The sequence below is a fragment of the Ascidiimonas meishanensis genome, assembly GCF_037782385.1.
Classification (GTDB): domain Bacteria; phylum Bacteroidota; class Bacteroidia; order Flavobacteriales; family Flavobacteriaceae; genus Ascidiimonas; species Ascidiimonas meishanensis.
In genome coordinates this window covers 277295-302251 of sequence record NZ_JBBEXD010000005.1, presented here as the reverse complement: position 1 = coordinate 302251, position 24957 = coordinate 277295, and the positions used below count along the sequence as shown (strand labels likewise).

Sequence of the window (24957 nt, the reverse complement as noted above, 5' to 3'; positions counted from 1 at the left end):
TTTCTTGTTGTTTACGATTATTGAACTGTGATTTTTACACCGTTGTAAAGTTTTGATTCTGAAGAGATGATATATAATTCTTCTGCGGACAGACCCGACAACACCTCTACACTTTCTCCAAAAGTTTCGCCTAGGCGCAGCCATCGCAATACTGCTGTATTATTTTGACTTACCGTGTACACACCAGATAATTGCCCTTTTGCGACTAATGCTTTTGATAGGATTAATACTTTATTGTTGTTTTTTGATACTTTTTCAATTGGAAATTGCACCGTTGCATACATTCCTGAAAGAATCTTGGCATCTGTTTTATCTAGATCTACTTTTACCAAGTATTGCCCACCTGTATTTCTTGCGGAAGTGCTTATCTCCGTTACTTTTCCTCTTATGGTTCTATTTAAAGATTTTATCATAACCTGTACATCTACATTAGGCATGATTCGGGATATTTCACTCTCAGGAATCATTGCGGTTACTTCAAACCTTCCTGGGGTTTCAACTGCCACCAATGGCATGCCTGGATTTGCCATATCACCCTCTTCTATAAACTTATTAGTTATGACCCCCTTAAATGGCGAACGGATATTTGTGTAACTAAACTGTGCATTGACCTCATTTTTCATTTGTTTTGCAGCTTCCAGTTGTGCCTTGGTCATTTCAAAACGAGCGGTCATATCATCCATTTCTTTTTGAGAGGCACTGTTTTCTGCAAATAAGTTTTTAAAGCGATTATAGTCCTTCTTTGCATTCTCATAACTCGCGGTAGCTCGCGTAATGCTAGCACTAGCTTGAGCAGCTTTTGCCTGTAAATCGGTATTGTTTATGGATACCAACAATTGTCTTTTTTGTACTTCATCTCCCACTTTTATATGGATTTTGTTAACAAACCCCATCATTCGAGTACTCAAATTGGCACTGTTGCTTGCCTGAATTTTTCCGCTAGCTGTTAAGTAAGATTTACCACCATACGCCACTGCTTTTTGAACCATTACTTGTACAGCTGCCGTTGTAGCGGTTTGTTGCTTTTTATCATCAGAACCACATGCGTAAAAAACTTGAATAATTGTTACTAAGGCTGCTATATAAAATATTCTTTTCATGATGCTCATATTTGTTTTAATTGCCCTATTGTTTTTTTATTTAGTTAAGAATTGCACGTAAGCCTGTGCATAGTTGTATTCAAATACTGTTTGGTAATATTCCAATTGCTTTTGTGAATATTGAGTTTCGGTTAGTAAAAGATCTGTTGTTTTTTCTAGTCCTTCTTTAAAACGATTGGTTCTAATACGAAGTGATTCTTCAGATTGTAACAAGGCTAGCTTAGTCAATTTTAATTTGTTCTCTGCATCTGTGAGCATGCGTCTGGCTCTGTTGAGCTCTAACTGACTTTGTGATTTATATTGCTCGTACTGTAACCGTGATTTTTCATATTCGGCCTTACTTTTTTGCGCTTTTCCGAAGCGTTTAGAACCTTCAAAAACAGTCCAACTCAGTTGCGCACCAAAGGTATAACCATTGGCTCCGGCTTGGAATATTTCATTATCGTACAATTCATAGGATCCAAAGGCATTCAATCTCGGTAAAAATGCCATCCTATCTGCTCGGCTGATGAATTTATAGGCTTTTGACGCCAGTTCCATCGCCTGTACATCTGCCCTATTTTGTGAAATGGTTCCTTTACTTTTAAATACCGTATCATTTTTTTGAAAATTATCCTCAGGTTTATAAATAATATACTCTTTATCATCCATTAAGAATGATAGATAGTTAGAAGCATTTGCAACATTACTTTCTGCGGTCTGTAGCTGGTTTTTTACCTCGGTAACGCGAACTTCAACTGTGAGTACATCGGCTTTTTGTAAATATCCTTGTTTAAAACGGTCATTGGCTAACTTTAAATTGGCCTCTGCTGCTCTTAAAACCTTTTCTAATACTTCAACACCTTTATACGCCAATTGTAGTTGCATGTACGCTTTCTCTACTTCTAGTTCCAAATACTCCTTGGTACGTTGTTTTTCAAGTTCTATGGCATGCATTTTGCTCTTAGCCGCTCTACGCTGGTAAATCCCATCAACATTGATTATAGGTTGCTGAATTTCAAATCGGGTTGCAAAGCTCTCTATTTGAGAAGGATCGTTTAATAACAATGGATTGAAGTCGTTCTGCGTTAAAATTTCTTGATTCAATTTTGAACCGAATGCCATCAAGGGATTGGTGGTTGCAATTGCTGTATGTGATGCAGTGATATTTGGTAAGAAAATTGCGTTAGTCTGCCGGTAGTCTGCACGTGCTTCTTGATAACTCTGCTCTGAAATCTTTAATGCCGTATTGTTTTGTGACACCTTATTAATTACATCTTGTTTTGTAATTAACGTAGTTTGTTGTGCATTTACTTGTTGAAGTAATGCAACTAAACTAATTATCAGTATTATTCTCTTATTCATTGTCGAAAATTAATAGGACAAATTTAAATCTAGAGTTTATACTGCGCAGTAACATTTGTTACCAAAGGAGAAAGTAATTCAAAATAATATAATTACTGAGAGCATTCCAGCAAGGCAATGCCAGCGTATTATTGCATTTACTTTTTTTACTTTTCTAAATATATAAAATTAGGATATAGAGGTCGTGAAGGTAAGTACTAAGGTAAAAATGTTAGGATGTGTCAATATACTTTACATTGATGTAAAATCCGATAGATATCTTTAAAGAAAACAAATTTTATACTACCGTTATAATACCCGTTTCCAAATTTCCCTATGCCTTGATTCTTAAAATGGTTAAGAAGAAAATTGCGAATAGGTATTGAATATATTTCAGGTTTTTTAGTCTACCAGAAAAGCCAGAACTAAATGACGAAAAACCCAAAAGTAAAAGCTTCCTATAAAAATGGATTTATTTCCACCATTCATTATGAATTTGTCCTGTATGGTATGCTGTATGAGCAGACATACTAGCAATTTCTCCCTTCCATTCATCAATTTGATCGTCAGTTGCTTTTTCAATTACTCGTTCCCATTCGGTTTGAATACTATCTAATTTTTTCACAGCTATTTTCCAATCCGTGGCCTTGAATTTCTTGAAAGTATGTTCGTTGTCATTATCCCAGTTAGTTGGGGTATCTCCTTTAAATGCTTTAAGATTTGTTTCATTCCAAAAAATTAAATGAGAAACCAATTCTGCAATTGAGTGATTTGATGTATTTTCTTTCCAATTGGATTGTGCTACCGTGAGTCCTTCAATTGCAATTTTAGTGGGCACAAACCAATCCTGATTTGTATGTGAATTTTTCAATTGTTGAATAAGCAGCTGCTTAACATTAGAATTATCTGTTTCGCTAGAACAGCTTAAAACTAAAATCCCTATTAGGGCAATTGCAACTATTTTATACCCCTTTTTGCAGGATTTGGAGCATCTACTATGTTCAATTTCACGCTTTTTTGATTATTCATTTGTAATTAAATTAAAAGCTCCCTTAGTCAATACTTTGGATGTTATGCTCAGATTTTCCAAGGAGGTCAAGGCTGTATTTCCATCATAGGCATTTCCTACTTTCACGGATACTTCCTTAAAATAGTATCCGCTATTATCTTCTTCTACTAACTCCAAAACCAAGAAATGGTCTTCAAAAGCCACAACAGCTGTTTCTGGTAATGCTTTCGCTAAAACGGACTCTGTAACAATCTCTGCTTCAACAAACATCCCTATTAGGAAATTTACTTCCGATTCTTTGTCTAAATGTCCGTGTACTTTTATGGTTCTACTATCTTCAATGACGGTACCTATCAAATGTACTTTTGCTTTGTAAATGTCATTAGAAGCCTCTGGAGTCCTGAAATTGATCTGCTGCCCTTTTTTCAATTTCAATATATCTTTTTCAAATACAGCTAATTCTAAGTGGATATGGTCATTATCAACAATTTCCAGAATTGCGGTAGCAGGCGAAACATACGTTCCCCTTGTCACATTAACTTTAGTTATACTACCGGTAATTGGAGCATAAATAGTAACTACTGAACTAATATTTCCTTTTTCAACTTGTGATGGTGCTATGTTGAGCATCACTAATTGTTTGCGCAGTCCATGGTGGCGAGCCATCGCAGTTTTGTAGGCACTCTCTGCTTGAAGAAAGCTTTTTTGCGACGTTATGTTCTCAGAGATCATTGTTTTATGTCGTTCAAACTCAGCCTTCAAATAGATAAGCTGCCCGTTTACTTCCATATATTCTTGCTGCATACTCACAAACTCTGGATTTTCAATAGTGACTAACGCGTCTCCTTTGCGCACTTTATCACCTATTAACAAAGGAGTGGTCTTGATATAGCCCCCCATTGTGGCATTGACAACCGCTCTATTTTCTGGCGGCACATCTATCATTCCCGTAGTTTTTACTATGAGGGGAAAAGGTATTTCTTTTATACCTCCAAGTCTCATTTTACTGCGCTCAAACTGTGCTTTAGAAACAAAGATGCTATTCTCTTTCATTTGTTCTCTTTGAAGTACGGTCTGGTCTTTTTTTTCTTCTTTATTTCCGCAATTGAAAAATATCAGTACCAAACTTAGAATTGCTATGTTATAAATAATCCGTTGCATATTGCTTGGTTTATAGGGTTAAGTAATTGATTTCAATTACAATGTTGTTATATTCATTTAGTTTGTCCAAATAGTCCAATTTAAGCTCGTAGGCACTTTCCAAACTTTGGATATATTGATAAAAATCAATCTCACCATTTCTAAAACTTCCATTTGCTGTTTTTAAAATCTCGTTGGATAAGACCGTTCCTTCTTTTTCGTAATATAAAAGCGAATTGCCTAATTGTTTTAATTTAGCTTTAAGTACATTGAACTTTGTATTGAGTTGAATTTTGTACTCCTTGAACTCTTCAGACGCAATTTCTTCTGCAATCCCCGCTGCTTTAATTCTGGAAGACTGACCTCCAAATAAAAGCGGAATCTTTAAACCGATTTGATATCCGTATAAACTAGTATTCAATCCAGAATTTGTGCCTTGAAAATAGTTGAGGTTTATATCTGGTAAGAGTTGTTGCTTTTCAAAACTTCGTTCTGCTTGCAATAGCGAAACTCTATTTTGATAATATTGGAGTTCTATATTTGTACTTACATCAATAGTATCCGGCATTGTTTTTAGAATGGACTCTTTTGCGATTACAAGCGTATCTTTAGCTTGAATCAATTTTACCAAAGTATTGTAAACTACCTCCACGTGTTGTTGGGATTCTAGATATTTTAAATTGATTTGTTTTTGCTTTGAAGCTGCCGTAATCTTTTCAAGATAATTGGTTTCCCCTAATTCAAAACGTCTTGCTGCCATGCTTGCAAAATTGGAGTAAAGACTATCCAAATTTTTGAAAACAGCTTGTTTTACCTGTGCAATTTGATATTCATAATAAGCACTAGTCACCCTGCGCTCTAATGCTTTTTTCCTAATGTCATAAGCACTGGAAACTACCGCTACATTGGCCTTATTTACTCTCTTTTCGGAAAAATAAACAGTTGGAAAACGAAAGCCTTGCTGAATTCCTAATACTCGTAATGGCTCATCATTTACAGCTCGATTGTTTTCGTCAAAACCATAATACACCTGTGTTTTGTCAAAACTAAAAGCGCTATTTATAAGTGCATCAGATTGGTCTATCTGTAATAAATTAGCCTTGAGCCCTGCGTTATTTTCAATTGCCATTGGAATTAATGTTTCAAGGTTCATAGCATCTTGCTGTGCATTTGCACTTATGGTGACTAAAAATAAAAGGATACTTAAGCTTGTGAGGTTCTTACCACTAGGTTTTTTCTTTTCTCTTTTCGGGCTATTGAAATAGGCATACAACACAGGCAAAACCACTAATGTTAATAGCGTAGCGGTAATTAAGCCCCCAATAACCACGGTTGCTAACGGGCGTTGAACTTCTGCTCCGGCATTAGTTGAAATGGCCATAGGCAAAAAACCAAACGCTGCTGCCATTGCAGTTAACAATACTGCACGTAATCTATCTTTTGTTCCTTTTTTTATGAGTTCTTCCATATCACGGAAATCTTCTTTTTTAAGTTCTTTAAAATGTTCAATCAATACAATTCCGTTTAAAACAGCAATCCCAAATAAAGCAATAAAACCAACCCCTGCCGAAATACTAAAGGGCATATCGCGAATCCATAATAAGAGTATCCCACCCACCGCTGCCAATGGAATGGCTGAATAGATCATCAAAGCTTCTTTAACCGAATTGAAAGCAAAATAGAGCATTATAAATATTAGGATAAGTGCAATAGGTACAGCAACCATCAACCTAGATTTCGCACTTTGAAGGTTTTCAAATTGCCCTCCATAGGTTATGGTATAACCTACAGGCAATTTTAGGTTTTCATTGACTAATGCTTGGATATCATCAACTACAGATTGTAAATCTCGGTTTCGCACATTAATTCCAACAACAATCCTGCGCCGTGTATCATCACGAGCTATTTTTGCTGCCCCTTTTTGATACGTAATGTCTGCCAATTCGCTTAAGGGAATCTTTCCGCCATTGGGTAAATCAATATAAAGATTTTTAAGATTATCTATGTCTTTTCGTTTTTCTTTATCCAATCTTACTACTAAGTCAAAACGCTTTTCTCCTTCAAAAACACTTCCAGCACTTCGTCCTGCAAAGCCCATTGCCACCATATCGTTTACATGTTGGATATTTAGGCCATAACGGGCAATTTTAGTTCTATTAAACTTCACATTCATTTCTGGTAGTCCAGCAATTTTCTCAACAGAAATATCCGCTGCTCCCGGAACATTTTCAATTAAAGCACCTATTTCATTTCCTTTCTTAGCTAGGATTTCAAGGTCATCTCCAAAAATCTTTATCGCAATATCAGCGCGCACTCCTGTGATGAGCTCATTAAAACGCATCTCGATGGGTTGTGTAAATTCCACTTCCATACCGGGAATAATTGTAAGCGCTTCTTTAAATTTATCTGCCAGCTCATCTTTTGAGGTAGCGGAAGTCCACTGGTTTTTAGGCTTCAAGACTATAATCACATCACTTTGTTCCATAGACATAGGATCTGTAGGAACTTCGGCAGCACCTATGCGGGTTACTACCTGTTTTACCTCTGGAAACTTTTTGAGTAGAATCTTTTCAATTTCAGTAGTGATTTCAACGGTATTGCTAAGGGAAGTTCCGGTTTTAAGAACTGGCTGAATTACAAAATCTCCTTCATCTAGCGTAGGTACAAATTCAGCTCCCATAGAGCTATATACATAAACTGATAAGACCAACAGGGAACTAGCTATACCTAATACTGCCCGCTTACGCTGCAATGCCCAGTGAATAGTAGGCGCATAGATTTTGTTGAACCATTTCATTAACAGCACAGAGATATTCTTATCAGATGCTTTAGAAGGTTTTAAAAAAAGAGAAGCAGCTACTGGCACATAGGTAAAGCACAATAGCATAGCACCTATCAAAGCAAAACAGAAGGTTAACGCCATGGGCTTAAACATTTTACCTTCTACTCCAGAAAGTGAGAGAATTGGAATAAATACTATTAAGATAATGAGCTGACCAAAAATAGCAGAGTTCATCATTTTTGATGCTCCCTTATAAATGATCTTATCTTTAATGGATTGTTTTTCCGCCTTGGTGATTACATTTAGTTCTTCTTTCTTTTGTGTTATTTGAAAGGCAATAAACTCAACTATTATAACGGCACCATCAATAATGATTCCGAAATCAATAGCACCTAGGCTCATCAAGTTGGCATCTACTCCAAAAATATACATCAGGGATAAAGCAAAAAGCAGACACAATGGAATAACAGAAGCCACCACCAATCCTGAGCGAAAGTTTCCGAGTAATAGTACCACTATAAAAATAACGATTAAACAACCGAAAATGAGATTTTCCGAAACTGTAAAAGTTGTTTTTGCTATAAGTTCGCTACGGTCAAGAAAAGCATTGATATAAACGCCTTCTGGTAATGATTTGGAAATTTGTACGACACGTTCTTTGACAGCGTCAATGACCTTTTTAGAATTGGCATCCTTGAGCATCATTACCTGTCCCAATACTTTTTCGCCCTCACCGTTTCCTGTAATCGCTCCAAATCTTGTCGCGCTTCCAAAACCAACATTGGCAACATCTTTTATGTAAATGGGCAGATTGTCTTCATTTTTGATAACAATATTCTCAATCTCTTCTAAGGAAGAAACCAATCCTTCCCCACGTATAAAAAATGCTTGATTTACTTTCTCTATATACCCGCCACCAGAAACACTATTGTTCATTTCAAGTGCCGTAAAAACATCATGAGCGGTAATATTCATCGCATTGAGTTTTTCGGTACTGATAGCAACTTCATATTGCTTTAAAAAACCTCCCCACGTATTAACTTCCACCACTCCTGGGATTCCGGATAGCTGGCGTTTTACAACCCAATCTTGTATGGTACGCAAATCTGTAGCAGAATATAGGTTTTTATAGGCTGGTTCTACATCAAGTATGTATTGGTAGATTTCTCCAAGTCCCGTAGTGATTGGTCCCATTACAGGGGTTCCAAATCCCTCAGGTATTTTCTCGGTTGCCGCCTTTATTTTCTCAGCAATAAGTTGTCGCGGCAGGTAGGTTCCCATGGCATCATCAAAAACAATGGTGACTACCGATAAACCAAATTTTGAGACAGAGCGAATCTCTTTTACACCTGGCAAATTTGCCATTTCTAACTCCACTGGATAGGTAATGAATTGCTCCATATCCTGTGTAGAGAGGTTACGCGATGTGGTGATAACCTGTACTTGATTATTAGTAACATCAGGCACAGCACCAATAGGGATTTGCGATAGAGAATACAATCCAAACCCTATGATAAAAGCGGTAAATAAAAGAATAATAAACTTATTCTTTATGCTGAAATTGATAATATATGATAACATTTTTTGATAGAATAACCGATGTTAACATTCCCAGAACACAATCGTGAATAAGGAATTAAAAATAAAATAGGTCTTTATTACTCAAGAAAACCGAGGTGGCTGAAAGAGTCCTTCAGAATGAAGGGATGAGGAAGGCGCTTGATAAAAGAAACTGTGTGTTCTGAATTCGGTAAATTCAAATACTTTAAATTCTTCTTTTTGTAATTTTAAAACAAAGGCAGTAAAAGAAGTACCTTGAGACTGCTGTTGAAAAGGTAATTGGTCGTGGTCTTCTTTTTCTTCTTGATGTTCCTTATCGTGGTTCGCTTTTAACTCTCCATAGTGTTTAGAAATAAATACAAGTACATTATCACCGTATTGCTCACTGTGGAATTTTGCGTGCTCAACAAACTTATCTATTTGCACTATATCATTCATTGTTATCCCAATACTCTGGAATAAAATAAAAAAAGATACACATATTGAAGCTAACTTACACATACTAACAAAGATATACAAAAGAAACAAGCTCTCAAAAGCATCCTAGCCAACAAAGCTGCTGCCTACCATATTCTTTTAGATACTCCTATTACAAATGAAATAATGGGAAACCCTTCAAAAAAATAACATTTATGTTTTCAATTTTTGAATACATTTTACACGATTACTACCCAAAAACTTTGTATGTGAATTCTGTTGAATTTTTCCAATATTACCAGAAAAAAGCTTAAAAAAATTCAGAAAGATTTTTGATATTGAAAATTCTGGTATAAAATTTATAGACTAATCCATAAACAGGGTTGAACCTTTTAAATGGCAAAAAAGACATCCCTGTAAATAAAGCCCTTAGAATGTGTTTAATTCTAAAGGCTTATAGAGAACCCTGTAGGAAAGGGGGAAAACACTGCTAATTCCAGTTCTTTGTGGTAGATGTTTTTTTGACTAAATCAATGTACGCTTTGAACTGACCTTATTTTAGTTGATAGAATTCACTATAAATAACAATTAAAGCAATTAATAAAATAATATAAATTAACCCTAACCAATGCCATATAGGTCTTTTTATCATCCACTTTTTTTCATCATAAATCTCTCTTAATTCAGGATTAAATTCTTTCTTTTTAAAGGTTCTTTTACAATGAGTACACTCACCAAATGTTTTGTTTCCTAATGGGAATACAGGAATCCAGAAAATATGAAAATACATTCCGTAATTAGTAATGATTTGTGTTCTCCCAGTTTGACAATATTCACATTGAGAATTCTCAATCTTTAGAGAACCAATATTTGTGGCTCTTGATCCAAAAATTAGCATAACACAAAAAGTTTAATTTATACAAGTGTAATTTTAAGATTCGCATTGTATATAACATCCAATGATTAATTGTATGCCATATTGATTAGTTTTTCTTTTTGTTTTGGAATAAAAACCTGATTTCGTTTAAGATATATATCTTAACAGAAATCAGGTTATACAATACAGATGTTGCTTGCCCTCCAACAATTAATTTCTATATTGTAAAAGATTGAAAAAAGAATGATGCAATTATGACCTATGTTCCTACCCAAATCCTTAATAATTGAAGTCTTTTTTATTTAGCAAAAACTTAGTTTTTTAAAGGATTCTTTTCTCAACAGCGTCTTCATTTTTGATAAAAAGAATCTATTGGTTAAACCAAACCTTCGCACAAACTCTTAAACTATTAAGGTAATACACAATTATATACCAAATAAGACTAGAGTGATTCCTTAGGTCATAACGTTTTGTTTTTAGTCATTAATTTTTGGTTCATTTTCTAGTTTTGAATCAGAAGAACCAACTAAATAATAATAATGTTGATTCTTCTTTTATCAAATAATCTCATTATAAAGATACTATCTGTTTTTTGTAATTTAAACCCTATTTATAGTGAAAGTTAAACCCCTGAAAACAGGGAGTAAATAAATATAATTAACCTAAGTTCGATATAAAATCTATAAAATATCATTTCAAAATTTTTACACTATTTTAATCTAACAATCTTATTTTTAGATTATTACTTTCATTTTCTTTGATCGCACAGGGGCGAACGTAAAGAAAACAGCTAGTAGCTGTTTTTGGTGAAATTTTATATAAGAGTATTATTAAGCCTTGAGATACTTCTTCTTTAGTGCATATTTAGTTAATCCGGCAAGGTTCCGCACATGGAGTTTTGAAATCAGATTTTTTCGATAACTCTCTATGGTATGCTTACTCAAACATAACTCATCTGCAATTTCTTGCGTAGTATATTCCTTTGCGATCAATGTAATAACTTCAATTTCCCGCTTTGTGAGGGTTACCTCTTCTTGTTCTTCTTTTTTCTTTGTAAACTTACTTTCAAGATAGATATCCTTGATCTCTTTACAAAAATATTTCTCCCCTTGTAGTATCGTTTGTATTGCTATGAGTAACTCTTCTTTTTTTGCGTTTTTAGGTACATAACCATCTACATCATTTTCTATCAGATTTTCTATCATTTCCACATTTTTATGCATACTCACCACTAGGGTTTTTATAGCTCTCTTTTTGTCTTTAACTATTTTGTTAAGAGAAATCCCGTTTACTTCTGGCATTGAAATATCTGTGATAATTAAATCTATTTTTTCATCGGGGTTTATATCAAGATATTTCACAATGTGTTTTCCATCATTTGCAGTAAGTACAATATTATAATCTTGTTCTGTCTTAAGAATGCTCAATAGACCATCTAAAAACATTTTATGGTCGTCAACAATAATTAGATTATACATCATTGGAAATTATTAAGGGAATTGGGATTTCTATGTTTATTACAGTACCTCTTTTATACTTTGAATCTATTGCCATACTTCCATATATTTTCTCGATACGGCTTTTGATACTTCTCATACCTATTCCGTCTTTTAGATTTTCAGGATCAAACCCTACTCCATTATCTTCAAAGAGAATATTCAGGTAATCTTCTACGAGATTAAGGTGTAATTCTGCAACCCCAGCTTTTGCATGTTTTAGCATGTTGGTTACTAATTCCTGAATGATTTTAAATATTTCCATTTGTACTTCTTCACTTAATTGGTCTATTTTCTTTCTGGGATGCACCGAAAAGGAGGTGTTAAGATTACTGGCGTTTCCAATATTCATGAAATACTCTTCCAGCACATCACAGAAATTGTTATTGCTAAACTTTTTAGGCATCAGGTTGTGAGAGAGACTGCGTATCTGCTCATACGTATCATCTATTTGTTCGTTAATGGAATTTAGATGATTCTTTTGAAGATTTGAGGTATTACTCAATTGAAGTTTAATGGCCGCCAAATTACCTCCAATACTATCATGAAGTTCCTGAGCTATTCGCTTCCTTTCCTTGTCTTGACCCTCTACAGCAGCCTTTATTACTTGTAATTCTTGATCTTTCAAGATTCCTTCTATCCTTTGTTTACTAATTTCGTTTTGTTTTTTATTTAACTCGTTTTGGGTCTGGAGTTTTTGATAATAAGTAATCATTAAGCCCAAAATAGGAACTAATAAGATTAGAAAGGTATAAAGAATAATATTTTTACTGCTTTTTTGTCGCTCTGTTTGAGCCGCCTGAAGTTCTTGTTTAAGTTTTAAATTTTGGATTGCTTCTTTTTGATTGTAGATTTCCAGTTCTCTATTGGTATTCTCAACTTGTAATACTTTAATTTCTTTTTCTTTCTGAAAAGTGCGATATCTTACTTCTAGCTCATTTATTTGTTTGTCTTTTTGAAGCTTGGCAATAGAATCTTTGATTTTAAAATATCCAGAAGTGAAATTCAAGGCATTTTTATAATTTCTTTGCTCTATGGCCATTTCCTTTAAATCTTTATAAATATTTAATTGATCTTTTAAGAGTCCTAAATTTATAGCATCATGAAGTGCTAAACCATAAACATGTTCTGCATCTTTATATTTTTTAGTTTCCATATATACACTTCCTATGTTTTTTCTTATCGAAAGTCCTAAACGATGGAAATCATTCTTTTCAGTAATATCTAAGGCTTTTTGATACTGTTTAATAGCTTCATCCCATTCTTCCTGTTCATGTGCATTATTTGCAAGGTTTGAAGTTATCACGGCTAGGCCTTTTTGATTCTTTTTTCTTAATTTGCCTAATTCGAGTCCTTTTTTTAAATATTTTTCAGACAATTCATAGTTCTTTAACTTACCGTATATAACTCCCATATTAACGTAACTAGTATATTCTAATTGATCATCATCAATATCAATAAGCTGCTTAAACAATTCTAGCGCACTAGTATAATCCTTCATTTCAATATAAACTACTGCTAAACCATGCATATGCAAATAATATAGGTCTTTTTCATTAAACTTCTCAGCTTCTACCATTCCTTTATGGTACCATTTTTTACCTTCTTCTAATAAGCCCTTCGTTTTATAACAATTACCCATGACATCAAAAGCTTTGCATCTACCTCTTATTCTTAAGGAGTCTGTCAAAGACTTATTATACTTTAGTGATTGATCAACATAATATAAAGATGAGTCTATTAAAGCCTTATATTTAAAATAGTTAGCTAAGGTGAAATTCGTAATGCTTAAACCATAATCTGTTTTTAATTCTTTCCTGTGTTGATGCGCTAGCTTATATGATTTCTCAACCTCCCCATTTTTATACATTTGGTATACTTCTTCTGTAATTTCTTTTTCACTTAAATCAGTGATATTATTATTTTCTGAAAGTTTCGGTAATTCATTTTGATGATACTGAGATACCATGACTACAGGAGTGGCAATACTTAGATATAAGATTATTTTCAGTAGAAATTTCATTACAAGTAAAAATACTAACTATAGATTTTTAAAAAACCCCAGAAAACAGGTATTTTTCGTATTTTATTTGTAATAAATAATTGTCTTATTACTCGTGTGCTATTCTAAACGATATTTCCCAAAAAATTTTAAACAACCTCTAGAAAGATATTTTACTGGCTTAGTTTCATCTAGCTATTTAGTCTGTTTACATATAAAAAACAACCCTAAGTATCTGAATGATGGTATTTGGCAAACTAACCGGATAGGACAGATGGTTTGGTAGTATACTTGAATAAGTAAGAAATGTTGTGCTTCTTGAAATTGAATCAAAAACCCGCTGATTAGCAGAGAATTTTTACACGAATACATTATATAAATTTGTGATTTAGTTTTATTGGGTTTCAACACGAATCAATTAAAAAAGAGTGGTGTACAAATTTTACCTTAGGTATGCAAACGAACTTGACATTGATACCAGATTTACGACGAAAAAAATCTAATCATACCTATCCCATAATTTTGTGATTGAGTCATCTAAGAAAAACATCATTTATCTCTTTATGGCATTCCATCTATTAAGAATTATTGGGCGGCTAGAAAATGAACTGTCAAAAGTTCATATACCAAGGGTCACTTCAGTAGGCAAAATGAATACAACTCAAAATATATCTAAAGTTATTATCTAATAACAGTTTTGATACTTATAATGAGCAAATAATCTCATTTTGAACTTTGACGCCAAAATAAACGAAGAAACACTTTTAAAAATTATAAATTCACTAAGAAATTATAAATATCATTTTCCTTTTTAATATTTAGTTTCTTTTTTAAACGATATTTTGAGGTCAATACACTTTGGGGTAATACATTCAATATGGCTGCAATTTCTTTCGTAGATAAGTTCATTCTAATAAAGGAGGCAAGACGCAAATCTTTCTCAGAAATGGAAGCATTAATGGCTTTTAATTTGTTGTCAAAATTATCATGGACTTCAGTAAAGTAAGATTTAAAGACTTCCCAATCTTTATCTGTAGCACTTTCTTTTTTTAGTAACATCACGATTCTCCGAAATTCCACTTTGAATTTTTCAGGTGAGTTTTTAAGGTTTTCAAGGTTTTCTTTTAGTTCTTGTAAGAATGTGTTCTTTTGCACCAAATGTAGCGTTTGGCTTGCTAATTCTTTTTGCTTAAACGCAATATCTTGTTTATAAATTTCTTCTTGTTTTTCACGTTCTATTTTATTTTTTTTCATGCGTTGACGAAATCCAAATAATAATAATCCTGAAAGAGTAACACTCGCAATAGCACCTCCACCGTATAAGGTTTTAGTTAATTTGTCATTTTCTGCCTGGGCGTTTAATGTCTTTATTTCTTCTCCTTGAAGGGCTAAAGCGGCTTCTTTTTGCTCTGTTTGGTGAATGATTCTCAATTCATTGATTTTGGAGATATTTGCTTTTTTTGAAGTTGAGTCCTGGATTGTTTTATAGCGTTCGTAATTTTCAAGTGCACTTTTATATCGATTCTGTTTTCGAAATATCTCACTCTTAATTTTGTAAGCTGATATTAGATATTCCTTTTCCTTAGGAAATTCTTTGATAAGCTCATTAAGCAATGCTAAGCCTTTATCAAAACCTCCGGTATTTTTAAAATAGGTGGCCAAACGCACGTTGAAATAAAAAACCATGCGTTTACTTTTAAGTTCAGTTGAAATCTTTACTCCTTCGTCGATTAATTTTTTAGCTTTTTCGTTGTCATCGGTCTCCAAATAAACATCGGTAAGATGTGCAAGACTCACCAAATAAATTGTTCTATATCCATTGGTCTTTGAAATTTCCATGCTCTTAGTAAAGTATTCTTTAGCGATTTCAAACTCACGTTTAGACTTATATGATATCCCTAAAATATTTAAAATGACCGATTGATACTCAATATCCTCGTAATCTTCATAGATTTTTAGCGCTTTTTTGCTATTTTGAATCGATGAGTCAAAATTCTCTAGGGAATTCTCAATAATGGCTATTTTGTTGAACACATCGGCAATCCTAATACTGTCCTTTAAATTTTCATAAACATCAAGACTTTTCATAACGCTTTTTAATGCCAGTAAGTATTGCCCTTTTTCTGTGAAGATGGAACTTTCTGTTTCATAGGACATAGCAAGTCTTAAGGTATCCTTAATTTCTCGATTAAAAGAAATATTTTCCTTATTCAATTCCATTGCCTTTTCAAAATTTCCTCTATCAATTTCCATAATGATCATACTATGTCTTGAAATGGATTGTTGTACTAAATTATTGGTCAACTTTGCCAATTGCAGTGTTCTTTTAATGTAATATTGTGCAGAATCATATTGACTTAAATTACTGTAGATAGTTGAAAAATGATTTAAAGCTTTTATTTCCCCCTGAATGTCATTTAATTTTTTTGATAAATCTAATTGTTGAAATGCAAACGATTTTGCTTTTTTAATATCTCTATATAGGTAGTAAGAAGTTATCCTATTACTTGTTCTTAACTTGATACTATCTACTTTGCTTGAGGCATATAGTTGCAAAAGACTATCTATTTTGGTCTTATTTTGTGAAAATCCTAAAGTAGATAGAAAAAGAAAGGCAAATAAGAAGTAAAATGGTTTGTTCATGAGTTGGCATATTTAGTGGATGTAGTTTACATATAGGGTATTTGAAGTTCAATCATATCGCCTATAAGTTGCTAAGAAAACCATATAGGTCATTCTCTTTTTCAATATTCAATTTCTTTTTCAATCGATATTTTGAGGTCAGTACACTTTGGGGTAATACATTGAGTATTGCGGCAATTTCTTTCGTAGATAAGTTCATTCTAATAAAGGAGGCAAGACGCAAATCTTTCTCAGAAATGGAAGCATTAATGGCTTTTAATTTGTTGTCAAAATTATCATGGACTTCAGTAAAGTAAGATTTAAAGACTTCCCAATCTTTATCTGTAGCACTTTCTTTTTTTAGTAACATCACGATTCTCCGAAATTCCACTTTGAATTTTTCAGGTGAGTTTTTAAGGTTTTCAAGGTTTTCTTTTAGTTCTTGTAAGAATGTGTTCTTTTGCACCAAATGTAGCGTTTGGCTTGCTAATTCTTTTTGCTTAAACGTAATTTCTTGTTTATAAATTTCTTCTTGTTTTTCACGCTCAATCTTATTCTTCTTCATGCGTTGGCTAAATCCAAAAAACAATAATCCAGATAATACAATACCTGCTATAGTGCCGCCACCATACAAAATTTTTATAAGCTTGTCATTTTCTGCATTTGCATTAAGTGTTTTTATTTCTTCTTCTTGTAGGGCTAGGGCAGCTTCTTTTTTCTCGGTTTGGTACGCAATCTTTAAATTTTCAATTTCTTTGTTATTATAGGCACGCAATAGACTGTCTTTAAGATTCACATACAGTTTTGTGTATTTTATTGATTCATTTAGGTTATTAGATAGCTCATAGGTATTTGCAAAAGAACGGTAAGTATCACGCTCAATAATTTTATTTTTATTATTTTTTGCCAGTGCTAAAGCTTCATTAAAATAATTATATGACTTATCGAAATTTTTAACCGCTGCCTCTACACGTCCTAAATGTAAAAGTTTAAAACTCGAGGGGTCATCTCTTTTAAACCTTTTGTCAAAGGCAATCCCTTTTTCTAAATAATCTCTAGCTCTATCAAATTCATTTAAATGTAAATATGTAATCCCTAAATACCCTAATGATTCAGAATAGTTTGATTTTAACCGATATTTTTCGGCTAATTCTAATCCTTTTTCAAGACTTTTAATAGCATCAGGGTATTCTTTCAAATTAAAATAGGTAAACCCTAAACGGTTATAAACGTTACTTTGGTAAACAAAATCATTGGTTTTAATAAATATTTCTAAGGCGTCTAGGTAAAATTTTATAGCTTCTTTTCTGTTTCCTCTTTTTTCTTCAATCTCTCCAAGTTGGACATTTATATCAGCTGCTCTATAAGGTTCTGCATTGATAGTATCTAATATACGAAGAGCCTTATAAGCTTCTTCATAAGCCTTGGTATGATCACCTTTTTGATTGATTAATTTAGCTCGTTCTGAGATTCCTATGGCGTAATTCAAATAATTCTTAATTTCAAGTAATATTGAATTAGCACTGTCTCTCATCTTTAGTGCCTTGTTCAAGTCTTTCTCCATTAACGCTAAAGAAGAGATGGATTTCGCTACTAATTCTTTATGAGTATATTTTCTTGCAAGATTTAATGATTTAGTATAATAATGTCTAGATGAGTCTAAATCTTTAACAAGATAATAGTAAGTAGCAATTCCATAAACTGCTTGGTTATATGACTTGTTTCTAGCTAGTTTTTTTGCAAGGTGCATTGCGTTGGTTACATATTTTTTAGCATCTTGGGGGTTCCTATACAATTCTGCGCTATAAAGTTTTTCAAATAATTTCAGCTTGGTCGAATCATGGCTAGCTTTGGTTAGTTCATTTTTTAAACTATCCACCTTTGTTTGATTTTGAGATATTAAAAGCTGAGAACTTAGCAGAAAATAAAAAAAGATGATCTTATAAATACCATTCATAATCAATTGGCTTTGTTTCAACTAATTTACAAATTAAATCACTTTAAATCCTCCAAACGTAAATCCTTCAAAGTGTGATAGACTTGAAATGTCTATACTTTACTATTTTGTTCCTGACAATATTATACTTTAAAATGTTGAAAAATAGAATGTTACGTTTTTTAATAATTACAAATTTGATGCTCTGTCTATTCAACGCATTCATTGTTTGTCTATACTTTGTCTAGTGTCAAAATTAGGTGAGAAGGTCTTTCATAAGTAGGTTTGCTGTATTGAATCCAAAAAAACATAACAGTATGGAAACAAAAGAAATTATTTCAAAAAAAACCGTTCTCACAATTATCTTGTGTACGCTACTGTCATTTTTTAGCTGTACGGTTGAAGACGATGTAATTGAGCCTGAAGTAAAGGAATCATTTAAAGTAAAAGCAGCAGCAATGCTTGCAGACAATATTCCCTCTAACGAAGTGGGTGCCTTAGAAATTTATGGTAAAATTAGTGCTGTATTGGTCTTAGACCCCTATGCTAAGCCAGAAATACCTCTACCAAGTGACAGCGGTGAAGAACTTGTTTTATGGACAAGATCAAGTTCAAATTTTGAATCCGTCGGTTCAGCTGAAACTGTAATTAATTCTGAAGGTTCTGAACAGACTTTTACCGTAACTGAAGAACAAATTAACAACGGAGCCAGGATACTAATATATACCAAGTTATGGGATAATGACCCCCCCGGAAATCCTGACGACTACTTGGGGGAAACATTTCTGCCATTTGGGACGGCAACAATAAGAAGTAGAAATGAGCCAATTCTTCAACAACTTAGTTTTACCGCAGGAGGCTTAGACAATCTTGTCACTTTGAGAGTACGATTTATTCTGGAGTATTTAGGAGAAGAATAGTCATAGGTAACTGCAAAACGAATCCGAAATAAACAAAAATACTGTGAAAACAACACATTTCTTATTTACACTACTGATCAGCATTTTGCTCTATTCTTGTGCCGGCGATGATGAAGGATTAGCTGCTAAAACAGTGTCTTTTAAAATTAAAGCCATTTCGTTACAAGCTCCAAAAGTTCCCGATAATGAAGGTGGTGCCTTGGAGGTATTCGGAACCATAAGAACAAAATTGGTTACAGGCGATCGAGGTATTGAGCATACTTTATGGGATAGAGATAGAGATAATTTTGAAACTGTTGGAGAAACAGAAATTTTTATTGAATCAGATGCATCAGAACACATCTTTACGGTTACAGAAGAAGATATAATCAATGGGGCAGAAATTGAAGTTTTTGCTTCTATGTTAGATAGAGATCCTGATGGTAATACAGATGACTTCTTAGGAGAATTGAGATTTCCTACAGCTATCGAGGTTTTTACAAATTTAGATGACGACAACAACCCTGCTCACTTTAGACTACCACTAAAAGAATTTAGTGGAACTGAGTTATGGTTGCGCTTGACCATAGAACATATTAGAGAATAGTTTAATCCAAAAAATAAATCATGAAAACACTAAAATTTAAATTGACTACCAAATGTTTATTGCTATTACTGCTAATAATAAATTTTGCATGCACTGTTGAAGATGATACCCCAGAACCCGTAAAAACAGAATCTTTTAGGGTAAAAGCCGTTGCGATGATAGCATCAGAATTTCCATCAACTGAAGGAGATGTTTTAGAAATATACGGTGAAATCAGAACACGAGTCACAGTTGGTGATCAGGCAGACGAGCGGACACTATGGACGCGAAATACTTCAAATTGGGAACCCGTAGGTTCAACTGAATACGTCATAAATTCTGAGGGTTCAGAAGTTGTTTTTACACTTACTGAAGAAGAGTTAAATGATGGAGCAAGAATTGAATACGAGGCGATTATGTGGGATAAAGACCCTGATGGTAATCCTGATGATTACTTAGGAAAAGAATCCACTTCTTCCCGAGCCATTATTTATACGGAATTGACTAATAACGAAACTAGAGGGAGTCTTGTTCTTAAAGAATTCAATGGTATCACGTTAGTCGTACGAATTACAGTTGAACACATACGAGATTAAATAATTCATCTACAATTAATCGATCCTAAAACCAATGAATGATGAAAAGGACTCATTTTATATTAAAGCTATTTATTATAACAGTGCTATTATCTTGCAGTAGTGATGATGAAATGACTGAGGTGAAAACCCAGTCTGTTAGCATAAAAGCAGTGGCACTGATAGCTCCAAATTTTCCTTCAACCGAAGGTGATGTGCTGGAAGTATATGGTTTTATAAGTACAAAATTAGTAGTGCTCAATGAGAAGAGTGATGAGCGCATTTTATGGAATAGAGATCAGGCAAATTGGGCACCGGTAGGATCAATAGAAACAAGCATAGTTTCTGAGGATACTGAACACGTTTTTACCATTACTGAAGAAGAAATTAAAAATACAAGCATAGAATTTCGTGCTAAAATGTGGGATAAAGACCCCGATGGAAACCCTAATGATTTTCTAGGAGAATCTATAAAATCATTTCAGATAGACAACTTAAATACCGTCTCAATAAATGAGGGTACGTTATTTCCAGTACAATTGATGCTCAATGATTTTGAAGGCATTACGCTTTTGGTAAGATTTACTGCTGAATATATATAACCTTCAATAGCTATACCACTTGGTTTAATCAAAAAAAAGAATCCAAAAAATTAAAAATTATGAAAACAACAATTATAAAATTTTTATTTACAGTAGTATTAATATCCGCTATAAGCTGTACCAGTGATGATGGGGTAACTCAAGAATCTTTTAGAGTAAAGGCGGTTGCAATTTTAGCACCAGAGTTTCCTAGTGCAGAAGGTGATGCTTTAGAACTTTATGGACGTATAAGTACAGTTTTAACTATAGGCGATGAAACTGACGAACACTTTTTATGGGAAAGGAATCGCGATTTTTATGAGTCTGTTGGTACGCAGGAATTTCTAATAAACTCAGAAGGTTCTGAGCGTATTTTTACTGTAACCGAGGATGAGTTGCGGAGTGGTGCTGAGTTTGGATTTTATACAATAATGTATGATAGAGATCCTGATGGTAATGATGACTACTTAGGAAACGAATTAAGGTTTCAACGGGTAGGTATTTTTAGTATTATAGATGACGAAAACAATCCAGTAGAATTTGATTTTCAACTCACAGAATTTAGTGGAGTAAAAGTTCTTGTTCGGTTTTCTGTTGAACATATTAGAGATTAAAACAATTAATGCTCAATGATTTTGACGGCATTACGCTTTTAGTAAGATTCACTGCTGAATACATATAAGCTTTAATGGCTCTACGACTAACCATAAGCAATAAAAAACAATGCAAAAAAGCGCAGATATTATGAAAACAACACATTTCTTATTAAAAATACTCATGATTTCGCTGCTATGTTCTTGCAGTAGTGATGATCAAGCGGCGGAAGCTGAAAAAACAGAATCCATTCGCATAAAGATCGTCGGGCTAGAAGCCTACCGATTTCCTGCCTCAGAAGGTGATGTTTTAGAGGTGTATGGTACGATTAGCACAAAATTAGAATTAGGTGGAGGCAGTGATGAACAGATTTTATGGGAAAGAAGTCGTGAAAATTATGAACAAATAGGTCCGTATACGGGTATAAATTCCGAGGAATCTGAGCATGTTTTTACCATTGCCAAAGAAAAGATAAATAGTGACGCAATGATAGAGGTGAATGCCAATTTGTGGGATAAAGATCCTGATGGAAACCCTGATGATTTCTTAGGAGAAAAAACGCTTCGTTTTGAGGCTGGTTGGCCTACATCATTCACTGATGATGACAACCCAACACGTAGAGTTATCCTTTTAGATAGGTTTGATGGTATTATCTTTTGGGTATATGTTACCATTGAACATATCAGAGATTAAAAGATTTACATGCACTTAGTAGCAAGTAATAAAGAATCCAAAAAAAATAGAAATCATGAAAACAAAACAAATCACCACAAAGAGAATACTTACATCGGTTTATTTTTTATCCTTGCTTTTGCTGTGTATAAGTTGTGGTATCTATCCTGTTGTTGATACTGGAGGAACGCCTACTGCACCAAAGCAGAAGAATATAACTGCAGCGGTAACGCATACTAATGGACATATCTATTTTTTCTCTGGTAATGAATATCTAAAATGGAATCTAGCTGTTGGTGCAAGTAAGGTGCGTAGTCTGGGGGTCGATGGGTGGAAATCATTACCTAATCAATTCAAATCAGGTATAGATGCATCTATAGTTCATCCAAAAAACAAGAATATTTATTTTTTTAAAGGCAACAAATATTGTATTTGGCAACCCGGAAAAGGTTTAATTAGTAGAGTTAAAACTCTAGGAGTTAGTGGCTGGAAATCGCTACCACAATCATTCAAATCAGGTATTGATGCGGCAGTAGTACACCCTACAAATAAACATATTTACTTTTTTAAAGGCAATAAATATTGCAAATGGAAATCAGGTACAGGTTTAGTAGGTTCAGTAAGAACAATTGGAGTTACTGGTTGGAAATCATTACCAAAAGAATTTCATGCAAACATTGACGCTGCCGTTGTGAACCCAAAAAACAAGCATATTTACTTTTTTAAGGGAGCAAATTATGCTAGATGGAAACCTAGTGGAGGTATTGTGAAGCCCGGTATACGAAAAAGAGGTGAAGATGGTTGGAAAGGGCTGAGGTTTGATTAAAACAGATCGTATTAAGAAATCCGAAGTTAATTTTTGGATTCCGCTAGCGCTCAACAAACGCTAGATTAAGCCGCAGGAAACTGCGGTTTTTTTGAACTTTATGAATTCATTAAATAGCCATACAAATCTGTTTCTTAAATAGGTCTAGTTTTTTCTTTAATCTGTATTTTGATTTAAGTACACTAAAAGTGTATGTTAGCACTTTTCATATATTTAAAAAATAATAATAAAACTATTAATTATGAGTAAGTCTTTATTTAACTACCACGCCCTTACTGGTAAATGCATTTTCCTCTTATCATTTGTTATAAGCACTAGTTGTACTAAAGACAAAACTCTTATCAATGAATTTAATACTAAAGTAAATGCCTTAAGTCTTTTTAATCAACCAGAAGAAACTAGTACTCCTGTGGAGATAGACAGTGCTAAGGCAATACGAAATCCTGATGATGATGTACAAGAATGTGTTGTTAGAACCTATAAAGCGGCCCCTGGTTTTAACGAAATGATCACACTTGATCCTACAACTGACGTTATTTTTCCGGGAGCATTATTAGATGGCGCTTCTGTTACTACTGGTGAGTATAAACCCATTTCTGTAAATAGAGCACCTATAGCGCTATCAGCATCTTTAACCAATATAAGCGGTAGCCCTGTTATTAAAATTGAAGATCCTAAACTATCAACTGTAAGAGAAGGTATTAAATCATTATTGGATCAAGAAGTTACAGGTTCTACTGTGGCGAGTGTTAATTTTGAAATTAAGCAAGTGTTTTCTGAAGAACAAATTAATGTTGCTATTGGTGCTAATTATAAATCGGCAGGGCAAAAAGTTAGTACAGCTTTCAATTTTAATTCTAATACTAAAAAGAACAAGTTTCTTTTAAAATATATTCAAAAGTACTATACCATAGATATGGATCCACCGAGTTTACCTAGTGATTTGTTTACCACTTTGCCAGACTTTGAAAGTTTAGGAGCAACAAGTCCTGTTTATGTTGCCTCTGTTGCTTACGGACGTATGGTAATTTACACTATAGAAACAGATAAAAGTGAAACAGAAGTAAATGCTGCTTTTAATGCATCTTTTAGTTCTGGAGGTGTTGCTATTGATGGGAAACATAAGAAAACATTTGAATCCTCAACTATTAAAGCTTTGATAGTTGGAGGTGATGGTGGTGGAGCTGCTCAAGCTATTAATTCACCACAGGATGTATATAAGTTTATTTCTACAGGAGGGAACTATTCTAAAGATTCTCCAGGTGCGCCGTTATCATACAAACTTCGTTATATTAAAAAAGGGACACCAGTAGCGAGATTAGTATTGTCATCAGAATATCCTATTAGAACATGTTACGAAGCCTATCAAAAATTTGGCATTGAAATTTATGGTTTTAACTGTGTTAATAACGATAATGAAACTGGACGTGTAGAAATATTTGGAAGTATGAGCGCTGGTTTATACCAAAACAAAAAGCGTATAAAGAATGTAAGCTGGAGTAGAAGTAAAAGCAATTTTGTTGGTGTGGACGAAAACAAGTTTTATGGTATTAAAAAAGGTATTGAAGTAGAAGTGTATAAACCCGATCTTGATAAAGATTATATTAATTTATATGCGAAGTTTAGTGAAAAGGATATAAAAAATGATGATTACTTTGGAGCGGTACACAGAAAAATTTTGTTGAAAAATGTCAAAGAAAAAAAGAAAGAGAAACAAAATTATGTGCGCATAAACTTGGAGGATGATTATGGAAGTGATATGCGCGCCTATTTTTATGTTTGGCGTATTGATTAATGCATTCTACATAGTTATCTTAAATAGTAAGGTCAGTGTCTTAGTCTAAGAACCAAAGTTAGCACATCCATTAATTTCATTGACCAAAATGATTGTTTAACCTAATATGAGTTCTTTAATGAAGATATAGATGCTGTTCTTGTTCTTCCTACTTATAAAAAGATC

General features: G+C 33.6%; 19 protein-coding genes. 8 read left to right on the top strand and 11 right to left on the bottom strand.

From position 1 onward, the window contains the following. Window positions 1-17: 17 nt before the first annotated feature. The 11 genes from WBG07_RS11565 to WBG07_RS11515 all read right to left on the bottom strand — a co-directional run bounded on the left by WBG07_RS11565 (window position 18) and on the right by WBG07_RS11515 (window position 18285). The gene (locus WBG07_RS11565; protein ID WP_340201465.1) at window positions 18-1100 is read right to left on the bottom strand and encodes an efflux RND transporter periplasmic adaptor subunit; all 1083 of its coding nucleotides are present in this window, start codon (window positions 1098-1100) and stop codon (window positions 18-20) included. A gap of 36 nt (window positions 1101-1136) precedes the next feature. After that, window positions 1137-2444, bottom strand: coding sequence for a TolC family protein (locus tag WBG07_RS11560; protein WP_340201463.1), 1308 nt, complete (start codon window positions 2442-2444; stop codon window positions 1137-1139). A 451-nt stretch (window positions 2445-2895) separates the two neighbouring features. Next, complete coding sequence (locus WBG07_RS11555; RefSeq protein ID WP_340201461.1) at window positions 2896-3294, bottom strand: DinB family protein; 399 nt, start codon at window positions 3292-3294, stop codon at window positions 2896-2898. A 150-nt stretch (window positions 3295-3444) separates the two neighbouring features. After that, complete coding sequence (locus WBG07_RS11550; RefSeq protein ID WP_340201460.1) at window positions 3445-4593, bottom strand: efflux RND transporter periplasmic adaptor subunit; 1149 nt, start codon at window positions 4591-4593, stop codon at window positions 3445-3447. Between the two features lie 10 nt (window positions 4594-4603). Continuing rightward, window positions 4604-8935 carry a CusA/CzcA family heavy metal efflux RND transporter gene (locus WBG07_RS11545; RefSeq protein ID WP_340201459.1) on the bottom strand — a complete coding sequence of 1444 codons (4332 nt, stop codon included), beginning with the start codon at window positions 8933-8935 and terminating at the stop codon, window positions 4604-4606. 81 nt (window positions 8936-9016) lie between these two features. Further along, window positions 9017-9352 carry a hypothetical protein gene (locus tag WBG07_RS11540; protein WP_340201457.1) on the bottom strand — a complete coding sequence of 112 codons (336 nt, stop codon included), beginning with the start codon at window positions 9350-9352 and terminating at the stop codon, window positions 9017-9019. 532 nt (window positions 9353-9884) lie between these two features. Then, on the bottom strand, window positions 9885-10229 hold the full coding sequence (locus WBG07_RS11535) for a zinc-ribbon domain-containing protein (RefSeq protein ID WP_340201455.1): 345 nt from the start codon (window positions 10227-10229) through the stop codon (window positions 9885-9887). Between the two features lie 809 nt (window positions 10230-11038). Continuing rightward, window positions 11039-11689, bottom strand: a complete 651-nt coding sequence (locus tag WBG07_RS11530) for a response regulator transcription factor (protein ID WP_340201453.1) — start codon at window positions 11687-11689, stop codon at window positions 11039-11041. After that, the gene (locus WBG07_RS11525; protein ID WP_340201451.1) at window positions 11679-13727 is read right to left on the bottom strand and encodes a tetratricopeptide repeat-containing sensor histidine kinase; all 2049 of its coding nucleotides are present in this window, start codon (window positions 13725-13727) and stop codon (window positions 11679-11681) included. Before WBG07_RS11525 ends, WBG07_RS11530 begins: the two co-directional genes overlap by 11 nt. Window positions 13728-14477: 750 nt before the next feature. Then, a complete protein-coding gene (locus WBG07_RS11520; protein ID WP_340201449.1) occupies window positions 14478-16349 on the bottom strand; it encodes a hypothetical protein in 1872 nt (623 codons plus the stop codon). A gap of 61 nt (window positions 16350-16410) precedes the next feature. Continuing rightward, complete coding sequence (locus tag WBG07_RS11515) at window positions 16411-18285, bottom strand: tetratricopeptide repeat protein (protein WP_340201447.1); 1875 nt, start codon at window positions 18283-18285, stop codon at window positions 16411-16413. Between the two features lie 296 nt (window positions 18286-18581). On the opposite strand from WBG07_RS11515, the gene WBG07_RS11510 reads away from it, so the two are divergent. From WBG07_RS11510 to WBG07_RS11475, 8 genes are all read left to right on the top strand, one after another. Next, window positions 18582-19184 (top strand): hypothetical protein, encoded by a 603-nt coding sequence (locus WBG07_RS11510; RefSeq protein WP_340201446.1) that lies wholly within the window; start codon window positions 18582-18584, stop codon window positions 19182-19184. Between the two features lie 43 nt (window positions 19185-19227). After that, window positions 19228-19770 carry a hypothetical protein gene (locus WBG07_RS11505; protein WP_340201444.1) on the top strand — a complete coding sequence of 181 codons (543 nt, stop codon included), beginning with the start codon at window positions 19228-19230 and terminating at the stop codon, window positions 19768-19770. Window positions 19771-19790: 20 nt separating this feature from the next. Next, window positions 19791-20345, top strand: a complete 555-nt coding sequence (locus WBG07_RS11500) for a hypothetical protein (protein WP_340201442.1) — start codon at window positions 19791-19793, stop codon at window positions 20343-20345. Window positions 20346-20383: 38 nt separating this feature from the next. Beyond that, entirely contained in the window at window positions 20384-20926 is a 543-nt protein-coding gene (locus WBG07_RS11495; protein WP_340201440.1) for a hypothetical protein, read from the top strand. 59 nt (window positions 20927-20985) lie between these two features. Beyond that, window positions 20986-21519: a hypothetical protein gene (locus tag WBG07_RS11490; protein WP_340201438.1), complete on the top strand. Its 534-nt coding sequence runs from the start codon at window positions 20986-20988 to the stop codon at window positions 21517-21519. A gap of 130 nt (window positions 21520-21649) precedes the next feature. Further along, complete coding sequence (locus WBG07_RS11485) at window positions 21650-22192, top strand: hypothetical protein (protein ID WP_340201436.1); 543 nt, start codon at window positions 21650-21652, stop codon at window positions 22190-22192. Between the two features lie 55 nt (window positions 22193-22247). Further along, entirely contained in the window at window positions 22248-22997 is a 750-nt protein-coding gene (locus tag WBG07_RS11480) for a hypothetical protein (protein ID WP_340201434.1), read from the top strand. Between the two features lie 241 nt (window positions 22998-23238). Beyond that, entirely contained in the window at window positions 23239-24792 is a 1554-nt protein-coding gene (locus WBG07_RS11475) for a thiol-activated cytolysin family protein (protein ID WP_340201432.1), read from the top strand. Window positions 24793-24957: the final 165 nt, after the last annotated feature.

Excerpts from the sequence above, each read along its gene's own strand:
- WBG07_RS11565 (WP_340201465.1), bottom strand. The coding sequence starts at position 1,100 with ATGAAAAGAATATTTTATATAGCAGCCTTAGTAACAATTATTCAAGTT.
- WBG07_RS11560 (WP_340201463.1), bottom strand. The coding sequence starts at position 2,444 with ATGAATAAGAGAATAATACTGATAATTAGTTTAGTTGCATTACTTCAA.
- WBG07_RS11550 (WP_340201460.1), bottom strand. The coding sequence starts at position 4,593 with ATGCAACGGATTATTTATAACATAGCAATTCTAAGTTTGGTACTGATA.
- WBG07_RS11545 (WP_340201459.1), bottom strand. The coding sequence starts at position 8,935 with ATGTTATCATATATTATCAATTTCAGCATAAAGAATAAGTTTATTATT.
- WBG07_RS11540 (WP_340201457.1), bottom strand. The coding sequence starts at position 9,352 with ATGAATGATATAGTGCAAATAGATAAGTTTGTTGAGCACGCAAAATTC.
- WBG07_RS11535 (WP_340201455.1), bottom strand. The coding sequence starts at position 10,229 with ATGCTAATTTTTGGATCAAGAGCCACAAATATTGGTTCTCTAAAGATT.
- WBG07_RS11530 (WP_340201453.1), bottom strand. The coding sequence starts at position 11,689 with ATGATGTATAATCTAATTATTGTTGACGACCATAAAATGTTTTTAGAT.
- WBG07_RS11525 (WP_340201451.1), bottom strand. The coding sequence starts at position 13,727 with ATGAAATTTCTACTGAAAATAATCTTATATCTAAGTATTGCCACTCCT.
- WBG07_RS11520 (WP_340201449.1), bottom strand. The coding sequence starts at position 16,349 with ATGAACAAACCATTTTACTTCTTATTTGCCTTTCTTTTTCTATCTACT.
- WBG07_RS11515 (WP_340201447.1), bottom strand. The coding sequence starts at position 18,285 with ATGAATGGTATTTATAAGATCATCTTTTTTTATTTTCTGCTAAGTTCT.
- WBG07_RS11510 (WP_340201446.1), top strand. The coding sequence starts at position 18,582 with ATGGAAACAAAAGAAATTATTTCAAAAAAAACCGTTCTCACAATTATC.
- WBG07_RS11500 (WP_340201442.1), top strand. The coding sequence starts at position 19,791 with ATGAAAACACTAAAATTTAAATTGACTACCAAATGTTTATTGCTATTA.
- WBG07_RS11495 (WP_340201440.1), top strand. The coding sequence starts at position 20,384 with ATGATGAAAAGGACTCATTTTATATTAAAGCTATTTATTATAACAGTG.
- WBG07_RS11490 (WP_340201438.1), top strand. The coding sequence starts at position 20,986 with ATGAAAACAACAATTATAAAATTTTTATTTACAGTAGTATTAATATCC.
- WBG07_RS11485 (WP_340201436.1), top strand. The coding sequence starts at position 21,650 with ATGAAAACAACACATTTCTTATTAAAAATACTCATGATTTCGCTGCTA.
- WBG07_RS11480 (WP_340201434.1), top strand. The coding sequence starts at position 22,248 with ATGAAAACAAAACAAATCACCACAAAGAGAATACTTACATCGGTTTAT.
- WBG07_RS11475 (WP_340201432.1), top strand. The coding sequence starts at position 23,239 with ATGAGTAAGTCTTTATTTAACTACCACGCCCTTACTGGTAAATGCATT.